Origin of the sequence: Bacillus sp. FSL W8-0640 (genome assembly GCF_038007725.1) — a bacterium.
Classification (GTDB): domain Bacteria; phylum Bacillota; class Bacilli; order Bacillales; family Bacillaceae_G; genus Bacillus_A; species Bacillus_A cereus.
Genome location: NZ_JBBOXT010000001.1, coordinates 3,706,499 through 3,717,312 on the forward strand (window position 1 = coordinate 3,706,499; position 10,814 = coordinate 3,717,312).

A 10,814-nucleotide genomic window follows, 5' to 3' on the forward strand; every position below is an offset into this window, starting at 1 on the left:
GCTATTATTTAATGATAACAAGTTTAAGGATGAATGTCATGCAAATGTATTTAATCCACACGTTTTTCATCCAGTAATTCTGTTATATTCCCTACTTTATATCCTTGTTCCTTCAATTTTTTAATCATTGTATCTAATGCTTCTGCCGTTGACGAAGTAGGATGCATTAATACGATAGCACCTGGGTGTATTTTTCTCATTACTCTCTGCAATAGTACATCTGGCTCAGGTCGCTTCCAATCGATTGTATCGACAGTCCACATAATCGTTCCCATTTGGAAATCATCAGCGATTTTCACGACTTCATCCCGAAAACTTCCACTCGGCGGGGCAAACCATCTCACCTTTTGATTCGTAGCAGCTTCAATCATTCGATTTGTTTTTTGTAACTGCTCTCGTATTTCATCAGACGATAGCGTTTTCATATTAGGGTGCGTATAAGAATGATTTCCGACTTCTTGATTTGCATCGACAATCATTTTTGCAAATCGTAAATTTTCTTTCACCCAACGTCCTTCTAAAAAGAAAGTCGCCTTCACATCATGCTTTTTCAATATTTCTAATATACGAGGCAAATACTCGTTTCCCCATGCCACATTTATTGTTAATCCCACCATCTTTTTATTCGGATGCCCCCTATAAATTGGAGCAGGTGATAAATCTTCTAAGTGGACACTCGGTGATACTTCCTTAAATTCAAGGTGTTTTTGATCAAATTCCTTTAGCTTCTTCATATTGTTATAGGATGCTTCCATATCGACTTGTCTTCCATTATATCCTGGTGTTGCTTTCCATATCTTATCAATCATCGCATTTTGAGGTGCAATCTCATATTGTTTTGCATGCTTTTGAATTTCTTCATATAAGTTATCCTGTGCAAAAACAGAATAAGAGCCTAAACTGACATATAAAGAAAATATACATATGTATGCCAATATACGAACTTTCATATAAACCCTCCCAAATTAACTATATAAAAAACATTTTTCTTCTTATCTTTGTTAATTTGAGCGTTATAATGAAAACTATACCTATACTGACATAAAAATATATATAAATCATATTTTTACATAACAAAAAAAGCCAGTTAAACTGGCTTTCGCTTATTGCTGCTCTTGTTTGTTTTCTTCTTTAGCAGCTTCTTTTTCTTGCTCTTCTTTTAGCAATACTTTTCTAGATAGATTTACGCGACCTTGCTTGTCAATCTCGATAACTTTAACCGTAATTACGTCACCGATTTTTACAACGTCTTCTACTTTACCTACACGCTCAAGTGCAAGTTCAGAAATGTGAACTAATCCATCTTTACCGCTGAATAATTCAACGAAAGCACCGAATTTCTCAACACGTTTCACTTTTCCTTCGTAGATTTCACCTACTTGTACTTCGCGAACGATATCTTCGATAATTTTCTTAGCTTTGTCGTTCATTTCTTGGTTTATTGAAGAAATGAATACTGTGCCATCTTGCTCGATGTCAATTTTAACGCCAGTTTCTTCAATAATTTTATTGATTTGTTTACCGCTCGGTCCGATAACGTCACGGATTTTATCTGGATTAATTGTCATTGTAATAATCTTTGGAGCGTACGCTGATAATTCAGTGCGTGGCTCTGGAATAACAGATAACATATGATTTAGAATATGCACACGACCAACTTTCGCTTGTTGTAATGCCTCTTCTAAAATCTCACGAGATAGACCATCGATTTTAATGTCCATTTGTAGTGCAGTTACACCTTGTGCTGTACCTGCTACTTTAAAGTCCATATCACCTAAATGATCTTCCATACCTTGAATATCAGATAAAATTGTGTAATGCTCACCAGTTTTAACTAGACCCATTGCAATACCTGCAACTGGAGCTTTAAGTGGAACACCAGCATCCATCATTGCTAAAGTACTACCACAAATACTTGCTTGTGAAGTAGAACCATTTGATTCTAAAACTTCAGATACAAGACGTACTGTGTATGGGAAATCTTTTTCAGATGGAATTACAGGCTCAAGTGCGCGTTCTCCTAGTGCACCGTGACCGATTTCACGACGACCTGGTCCACGCATTGGTCTAGTTTCACCAACACTAAATGATGGGAAATTGTAATGGTGCATAAAGCGTTTTGATTCTTCTACACCAAGACCATCTAAAATTTGCACATCGCCTAATGCACCTAATGTACAAATACTTAATGCTTGTGTTTGTCCACGAGTGAACAAACCAGAACCGTGTGTACGAGATAAAATGCCAACCTCTGATGCTAATGGACGGATTTCGTCACCTTTACGGCCATCTGGGCGGATTTTTTCAACTGTAATAAGACGACGTACTTCTTCTTTTACAATTTTATATAAAATCTCATTTACTTGTCCTAATGTATCAGCGTCAGCTTCCTGCGCTTCGTAATGCTCAATAACACGCTTTTTCACTTCGTTAATTGCATCTTCACGTGCATGTTTCTCATGTACTTGAATTGCTGAATGCATATCTTCTTCAGCCATTTCACGTACAGCTTGGTTAAGATCAGCGTCAACTTCATAAAGTTTCACTTCTGATTTCTCTTTACCTACAGCTTGTACAATCTCTTCTTGGAATGCAATTAGACGTTTAATTTCGTCATGACCAAACATAATTGCTTCTAACATTGTTTCCTCAGGCACTTGATCTGCTCCTGCTTCAACCATGTTAATTGCATCTTTCGTACCAGCTACAACAAGGTGAATATCACTTTGTTCTTGCTGTTCTACTGTTGGGTTGATAACGAATTCGCCGTTAATACGACCAACTGTTGCACCCGCGATTGGACCTTCAAATGGAATATCTGAAATCGATAACGCTAATGAAGAACCAAGCATAGCTGCCATTTCAGAAGAACAATCTTGATCAACACTCATTACGATGCTGACAACTTGTACTTCGTTACGGAAACCATCTGCGAAAAGTGGACGGATTGGACGGTCGATTAAACGACTTGCCAAAATTGCTTTTTCACTTGGACGACCTTCACGTTTAATGAAACCGCCAGGAATTTTTCCGACTGCATATAAACGCTCTTCATAGTTTACTGTAAGTGGGAAGAAATCTACATTTTTTGCTTCTTTTGATGCAGTTGCTGTAGATAGAACCGCTGTATCGCCATATCTTACTAATACTGCTCCGTTCGCTTGTTTTGCAAGCTGACCAGTTTCAACTGTTAGCTGGCGACCAGCTAAATCTATCGAGAAGACTTGCTTTTCTTGACTCATTTAAGTACCCCTCTCAATTTAAAGTATTCAATTCTTCTATGTAAATGGATAGTATATCACAATATTCTACCTCTAGTATTGCCTAAAATTAAGTAAGCTATAAAGCGTAGAAGATATATTTTTACCTAACAAAAAAGCGGGAATATTCCCGCTTCTTTGACTATCGACGTAAGCCAAGCTTTGTGATTAATTCACGGTAACGTGTGATATCGCTATTACGAAGGTAAGTTAGTAAGTTACGACGTTTACCAACCATCTTTAATAGACCACGACGTGAATGATGATCTTTCTTGTGAGTACGTAAGTGCTCGTTTAGAGTGTTAATTTGCTCCGTTAGGACAGCAATTTGAACCTCTGGAGAACCAGTATCAGTCTCATGAGTTCTAAATTGTGCAATGATTTCATTTTTACGCTCTTGTGTTAAAGCCATCCTATTTCACCTCCTATTAATTAAACCCCCAATTACCTAGCAAGCGTCGGTGAGTCGCAATGCCAAGCAATGGTTGTCATAAAGTACATAACATAGAATACTACTTTTCATTTGAAAAAGCAAGTATATTCTTTTCGCTCACAAAATATTCTTGGGCTGTTTTCTTATCTTTTGCGATTTGTTCAACTAACTCATCAATACCGTTGAATTTCTTTTCTGCTCTTATACGCATATGCCACTCTACTGTAACATTTTGATCGTATATATCTTTGTTAAATTCAAATAAATGCACTTCAATTGATAATTGACGCTCATCTTCTTTAAAAGTCGGTTTATATCCAATATTACATACACCATCGTACCATTCACCGTGAACTTTTAATCTCACTGCATAAACACCTACAGGTGGCAATAAATACTCATCACTTAAACCTACATTAGCTGTTGGAAAACCAATTTGACGTCCACGTTTGTCGCCGTGTATAACTGTTCCCGCTACAGTATAGGCTCTACCTAAAATAGATGGAATTTGCTCCATTTCGCCATTTCGAATTAACTTTCGTAATGCTGTAGAACTTACTTTCTCTTCTTGAAATTCAACTTTTTCAATCACAGTCTGTGTAAACTCCCCTCTTGCATGAAATGGTAAAGTCTCCATCTTTCCTTTTCCTAAACGTCCATATGAATAATCAAACCCTGCTACTACATGCTTTACATTTAAACCAATAATATAATCATCTACAAATTGTTGCGGTAATAACCCTGCAAATGATTCATCAAATTTAATTACATATAATATATCGATTCCTAAGCTTTCGACTATTTTTTCTTTATCGCGCATCGGTGTAATATACTCCACATGCGCATCCTTTTTTCCTAAAACAACAGATGGATGAGGATGAAATGTCATAACTGCACTTTTATATCCTCGGTCGTCCGCTATTTTTTTCGCAGTTCGAATTACACATTGATGTCCTAAATGAATGCCATCAAAAAATCCTAATGCCATTACAGTAGGTGGTAATTCTAATTTATTTTGTTCATGTGGATGAGTTAAATGAATAAGTTTCACGCTTGAATTCACCTTTTTCTGTAATAATCCTTCCAATAATTCATTATAGCTTTAGTTCTTGATTATTCACAAGTACTTTCATCGGCTTTAACATACCAGGATGTTTCGGATGATGTTCATAAATTGCTAAGCAACGATCATTTTTATCAAACACTGTAATAAATGGTGCTGTTATTTCTAATTCATTTTTTAAGAACATACCATTCTTTATTTTCTCTGCTTGCTTTTCATCTACAACCATTTTTGGAAACTTACTTAATGCTTCATCAATTGAAATGAAGATAGACTCTACTGTTCCATTTTGCACGTTTTCTTCAATTTCTTCAAATGATATGCAATCTTCTAATAAAAATTCACCAGATGCCGTTCTTATAAGGTGCGACATATGTGATGGGAAACCAAGTTTTTCCCCGATCATTACAGCTAACGTTCTTACATATGTTCCTTTACTACACGTTACACGGAAACGGAATGAAATATTTTCTCCTTCAAAAACTTCACGATCATCAAGTAATATGAATTCATGAATTGTAATTGTACGAACTGGACGTTCCACCTCTTGCCCTGCTCTTGCATATTCGTATAATTTTTTCCCGTTTACTTTTACAGCCGAGAACATTGGTGGCATTTGTTCAATCGTGCCTGTTAATTCCGCAAGGACTTTCTCTACTTCCTTACGAGTAATAGTACGATCTACATTTTTCGTTTCAACAACCTCACCAGAAGCATCTTCAGTTGTCGTTGAAAACCCTAATGTTACTTCACCTTCATATGTTTTCGTTTCACTTGTTAAAAATTGTGCAATTTTCGTTGCTCTTCCAACGCAAATTGGTAATACTCCTGTTACATCAGGGTCTAATGTTCCCGTATGACCAATTCTCTTTTCTCGCAATATCTTTCTTAATTTAAATACACAATCATGTGATGTCATGCCTTTTGGCTTATGTAATAATACTACACCTTCCATATATGTTCACCTCATCATAATTCTCTCGTAGTAAATATCCAAAACTTATTTTGCATTGAAAAAATGGATAGACAAATGTCTATCCATTATTCTTCACGTTTACCGTCTTTATTAATTTCATGTAAAAGTGTATCAATTCGATGACCATATCCGATAGACTCATCAAACTCAAAGGTAATTTCTGGTGTTTTACGAAGACGAATACGTTGGCCAATTTCTGAACGAATAAAGCCTTTTGCCTTCGCTAAACCTTTTAAAGTATTTTCTTTCTGTTCTTCATCACCTAAAACAGAAATATATACTTTAGCAATTTGTAAATCACCACTCACTTGTACATCAGTTACTGTAACAAATCCAATACGTGGGTCTTTAATTTTACGACTGATAATGTCGCCTAATTCTTTTTTCATTTGCTCGCCCACACGGTTCGCACGTAATTTCATAACTCTTCACCTCATTCAATACCATTCCAAATGTGTTATTGTACGTTCAATTTCAGGAAATGAATCGATGTACTCAAGTACACGATTCATTTCTTTCTCACAGATAACACGATTTGAGGATACGGAAACAACTGCAATTTCTGTACGTTGCCATACATCTTGGTGCCCAACTTCAGAAACAGCTACATTATAGCGCTGTTTTACACGAGTTAACACACGTTGTAAAATTGCACGTTTCTCTTTTAAAGAATGCACATCGTAAATCATACACTCGAATGAGAGTGAAGCGATAATCATCGCTTCACTTCTTCCATAATGTACGCTTCAATGATGTCCCCTTCTTTAAGATCATTATATCTCTCAATTGTAATACCACACTCATAGTTTTGTGCAACTTCTTTTACGTCGTCTTTGAAACGTTTTAACGTATCAAGTTGTCCTTCGAAAATTACTACGCCGTCACGGATAATACGTACGCCACTATCACGCGTAATTTTACCGTCTGTTACGTAACAACCTGCGATTGTTCCAACTTTTGTTACTTTAAACGTTTGACGAACTTCTGCTTGACCGATTACTTTTTCTTCGAATTCTGGATCAAGCATACCTTGCATAGCTGCTTCAATCTCTTCGATTACTTTATAAATAATACGGTGTAAACGAATATCAACGTTCTCTAATTCAGCTGTACGCTTCGCGTTCACATCTGGACGTACGTTAAATCCAATTACAATTGCATTAGATGCAGAAGCTAAAATGATATCAGATTCTGTAATCGCACCTACACCAGTGTGAATGATTTTAACTTTTACGCCTTCAACATCAATTTTACGAAGTGATGCTGCCATCGCTTCAACAGAACCTTGTACGTCTGCTTTTACGATTAAGTTAATTTCTTTTACATCGCCCTCTTGGATTTGTTGGAATAAATCTTCAAGGCTTAATTTAGATTTCTCACCACGTTGTGCAACTAACGCTTCTTGTGCACGTGATTCACCAATTTGACGAGCTTTCTTCTCATCAGCAAATGCCATGAAACGATCTCCAGCCTGTGGTACTTCGTTTAAACCAGTAATTTCAACAGGAGTTGATGGACCAGCAACTTTTACACGACGACCAATATCACTTACCATTGCACGAACACGTCCGAATGAAGTTCCAACAACGATTGGATCTCCAACTCGAAGCGTACCATTTTGAACAAGTAATGTCGCGATAGTTCCTTTACCTTTATCAAGCTGTGCTTCGATTACTGTACCAGTTGCATAGCGGTTTGGATTTGCTTTATATTCTTCTACTTCACTTACAAGAAGGATCATTTCTAGTAAGTTGTCAATGCCTTCGCCTTGAATTGCAGAAATTGGTACGAAAATAGTATCTCCGCCCCAAGCTTCTGGAACTAATTCATATTCAGTTAGTTCTTGCATTACGCGATCAGGGTTTGCAGCTGGTTTATCCATTTTATTCACAGCAACAATAATTGGTACTCCTGCTGCCTTCGCATGGTTAATTGCTTCAACCGTTTGTGGCATAACACCGTCATCCGCTGCAACAACAAGGATTGTAATATCCGTTACTTGTGCCCCACGAGCACGCATCGTTGTAAATGCTGCGTGACCAGGTGTATCTAAGAATGTAATCTTCTTATCGTTTACTTCAACTTGATATGCACCGATATGCTGAGTAATTCCACCCGCTTCGCCTGCAGTTACTTTTGAGTTGCGAATAGAATCCAGTAATGTTGTTTTACCATGGTCAACGTGTCCCATGATTGTAACTACAGCTGGACGTTCTTTTAAGTTCTCTTCATCATCTTGCTCATCAATGAATGTTTCAAACTCAGTCTCGCTTACAATTACTTCTTCTTCTACTTCAATACCGTAGTCGTTAGCAATTAACTCAATTGTATCTTTATCCAAGTCTTGGTTAATTGTTGCCATAATTCCAAGCATGAAGAGCTTCTTAATAATTTCAGATGGCTCTTTGCTTAATTTTTTAGCAAGATCTCCTACTGTAAGGCTTCCAGAGAAAGTAATTTTATCTGGTGTTTCTACAATTTGAGTTTGTTGTCTACCAGCAAAGTTGTCTTGACGTTTGTCTTCGTTTCCTTTGCCTTTTTTCTTTTTCTTATTGCTGTTCTTTTTACTGCGAACAACTTTTTCTTCTACTTCAAACTCATCTGCAACAGAAGGTTTTTCAGTTTGATATTCATTATCTAATTTATTTACTACTTCATCGTCTAACATTGTCATATGATTCGAAACCTCGATATTCATTTCTTTTAGTTTTGTCATAAGATCTTTACTTGAGATATTATGTTTTTTTGCATATTCATGCACTCGAATTTTACTCATACCTTCACCCCCGGTAATTTGTATCGAGCATGCTACGCAGCTTTTTCGCAAAGCCTACATCTAACACAGCTACAACGACTCGCTCATCTCTCCCAATCGCATGCCCTAATTGTTGTCGATTTTCGACCTTTCTCATTGGTACGTTGTAGTACGTAGTTTTATCTGTGATGCGTTTTGTAGTATTTACTGACGCATCTTCAGATAGCAATACAAGTTTTGCTTTGCCACTTCGTACTTCTTTTAAAACGAGTTCTTCACCCGAAATAATTTTCCGAGCCCGGTTTGCTAGTCCTAAAAACGATTTCCAATCGGACACTTATTTCGACTCCTTCTCAACAAGCTCAAGAAGCTCTTCATATAAAGAACCGTCGATTTTCGCTTTTAGATGATGTTCCAAAACATTTTTCTTTTGAGCTTGAAGAATGCTCTCCTTGTCCTTCGACAAGTAAGCACCTCGTCCTGATTTTTTCCCAGTTAAATCAATGGACACTTCTCCCTCTTTGGAACGAACAATGCGAACGAGCTCTCGTTTTGATTTCATTTCTTGCGTTGCAACACATTTTCGTAACGGAACTTTTCGATTGCTCATACTCATCACCTCTATTCGATTTCGTCTTCCACTGAATCGAATCCAAATGCGATTACGCTATCTTCTTCTGTTACAATACCAAGTTGTTTCGCATCAGACTCACTCTTAATATCAATTTTCCAGCCTGTTAATTTAGCTGCAAGACGTGCATTTTGTCCACGCTTACCGATAGCTAATGATAACTGGTGGTCTGGAACAACTACTGTTGTCGCTTTTTCTTCTTCATCTACAAGTACTTTAACAACTTGTGATGGGCTTAATGCATTTGCAACATATTCAACTGGATCATTTGACCAGCGGACGATGTCAATTTTTTCACCTTTTAATTCGTCTACAATGCGTTGTACACGTTGCCCTTTTGGTCCTACACAAGAACCAACTGGATCAACATCAGTGTTCTCTGCATATACAGAGATCTTAGAGCGATCGCCAGCTTCACGTGCTACAGAACGAATTTCTACAGTTCCATCATAGATTTCAGGAACTTCCATTTCGAATAAACGTTTTAAAAGACCAGGATGTGTACGTGATACGTAAATTTGTGGTCCTTTTGTCGTTTTTTCTACTTTCGTAATGAATACGCGAATACGATCATGTGGTTTGTATTGCTCATTAGGCATTTGCTCACTTACAGGTAATAAAGCTTCTACTTTTCCTAAGCTTACATAGATGAAACGAGCATCTTGACGTTGTACAATACCTACCATAATATCTTCTTCACGGTCACTAAACTCAGAGTAAATAACACCGCGCTCTGCTTCACGCACTCGTTGTGTGACAACTTGTTTTGCAGTTTGTGCTGCAATACGACCAAAGTCTTTTGGTGTTACTTCAATTTCTAGTACGTCACCATCTTGGTAGTTTGGATTAATTTGTCTTGCTTCCTCTACAGAAATTTCAAGACGTGGATCAAACACATTGTCTACTACGTCTTTACGTGCTAAAACTTGAATTGTTCCCACTTCTGGGTTAAAGCTCACACGAACGTTTTGTGCTTGATTAAAATTGCGCTTATAAGCAGAGATTAAAGCTGCTTCAATCGCATCAATAATAATGTCTTTGCTAATGCCTTTTTCAGATTCTAATACGAGCAAAGCATCTAATAACTCAGTGCTCATGAAGATCCCCCTTCTAACTAAAACGTAACAGCAAGTCGCGCATTTGCGACTTTATCCATCGAAATTTGGATTTCTTTTTTACGTGTTTTAATTGTTAATAATAATGTTATTGTTGTACCATCGTAAGAAAGCAGTTTTCCTTCAAACATCTTTTCACCATCAATCGGCTCATATGTTTTAATTGCCACTTGTTTTCCTACCGCTTGCTGGAAGTCTTTTTCTTTCTTTAATGGGCGTTCCGCTCCAGGAGATGATACATCCAAAAAGTAAAGATGAGGAATTGGATCCTCTTTATCTAAAGCTTCGCTTAAACGTTCACTTACCGCACCGCATTCTTCAATGTCGACTCCCTTTTCAGAATCGATGAATACGCGTAAGAACCAGTCTTGTCCTTCTTTCACATACTCTACATCTACAAGTTCAAGATTTAACTCTTCAACGATCGGCTGCGCAAATGCTTCTACAACTTCTGTGACTTTCTTATCCATAAACAGCCTCCTTCCTGCCGTCATGTACCATTTAAAAGAAGAAGACCCCGCCACTTTAAAAACGGTCTATCTTATTCTTTCTCGTTAGCTAACAAAAGCCCCTGCTGTTCA

The 10,814-nt window shown here is 37.2% G+C and carries 12 protein-coding genes; all 12 read right to left on the minus strand.

Going from position 1 to position 10,814, the window contains the following annotated elements; genetic code table 11:
• Positions 1-50 precede the first annotated feature (50 nt).
• The 12 genes from N2V80_RS19025 to rimP all read right to left on the minus strand — a co-directional run bounded on the left by N2V80_RS19025 (position 51) and on the right by rimP (position 10,703).
• On the minus strand, positions 51-950 hold the full coding sequence (locus N2V80_RS19025; protein WP_000868232.1) for a polysaccharide deacetylase family protein: 900 nt from the start codon (positions 948-950) through the stop codon (positions 51-53).
• Between the two features lie 153 nt (positions 951-1,103).
• Positions 1,104-3,242 (minus strand): polyribonucleotide nucleotidyltransferase, encoded by a 2,139-nt coding sequence (gene pnp / locus N2V80_RS19030; RefSeq protein ID WP_000076737.1) that lies wholly within the window; start codon positions 3,240-3,242, stop codon positions 1,104-1,106.
• Positions 3,243-3,402: 160 nt separating this feature from the next.
• A complete protein-coding gene (rpsO, locus tag N2V80_RS19035) occupies positions 3,403-3,672 on the minus strand; it encodes a 30S ribosomal protein S15 (protein ID WP_001229392.1) in 270 nt (89 codons plus the stop codon).
• A 100-nt stretch (positions 3,673-3,772) separates the two neighbouring features.
• The gene (gene ribF / locus N2V80_RS19040; RefSeq protein WP_000766704.1) at positions 3,773-4,744 is read right to left on the minus strand and encodes a bifunctional riboflavin kinase/FAD synthetase; all 972 of its coding nucleotides are present in this window, start codon (positions 4,742-4,744) and stop codon (positions 3,773-3,775) included.
• 43 nt (positions 4,745-4,787) lie between these two features.
• Positions 4,788-5,711 (minus strand): tRNA pseudouridine(55) synthase TruB, encoded by a 924-nt coding sequence (gene truB / locus N2V80_RS19045; protein ID WP_000399348.1) that lies wholly within the window; start codon positions 5,709-5,711, stop codon positions 4,788-4,790.
• A gap of 86 nt (positions 5,712-5,797) precedes the next feature.
• Positions 5,798-6,154, minus strand: coding sequence for a 30S ribosome-binding factor RbfA (gene rbfA / locus N2V80_RS19050; protein WP_000776437.1), 357 nt, complete (start codon positions 6,152-6,154; stop codon positions 5,798-5,800).
• Positions 6,155-6,169: 15 nt separating this feature from the next.
• Entirely contained in the window at positions 6,170-6,451 is a 282-nt protein-coding gene (locus N2V80_RS19055) for a DUF503 domain-containing protein (protein ID WP_000582367.1), read from the minus strand.
• The gene (gene infB / locus N2V80_RS19060; protein ID WP_061654411.1) at positions 6,448-8,508 is read right to left on the minus strand and encodes a translation initiation factor IF-2; all 2,061 of its coding nucleotides are present in this window, start codon (positions 8,506-8,508) and stop codon (positions 6,448-6,450) included. Before infB ends, N2V80_RS19055 begins: the two co-directional genes overlap by 4 nt.
• 4 nt (positions 8,509-8,512) lie before the next feature.
• A complete protein-coding gene (locus N2V80_RS19065) occupies positions 8,513-8,824 on the minus strand; it encodes a YlxQ family RNA-binding protein (protein ID WP_001286524.1) in 312 nt (103 codons plus the stop codon).
• Positions 8,825-9,097 (minus strand): RNase P modulator RnpM, encoded by a 273-nt coding sequence (gene rnpM, locus N2V80_RS19070; RefSeq protein WP_000071127.1) that lies wholly within the window; start codon positions 9,095-9,097, stop codon positions 8,825-8,827.
• A gap of 11 nt (positions 9,098-9,108) precedes the next feature.
• On the minus strand, positions 9,109-10,215 hold the full coding sequence (nusA, locus tag N2V80_RS19075) for a transcription termination factor NusA (RefSeq protein ID WP_000102604.1): 1,107 nt from the start codon (positions 10,213-10,215) through the stop codon (positions 9,109-9,111).
• Positions 10,216-10,232: 17 nt separating this feature from the next.
• Positions 10,233-10,703, minus strand: a complete 471-nt coding sequence (rimP, locus tag N2V80_RS19080; protein WP_000359096.1) for a ribosome maturation factor RimP — start codon at positions 10,701-10,703, stop codon at positions 10,233-10,235.
• Positions 10,704-10,814: the final 111 nt, after the last annotated feature.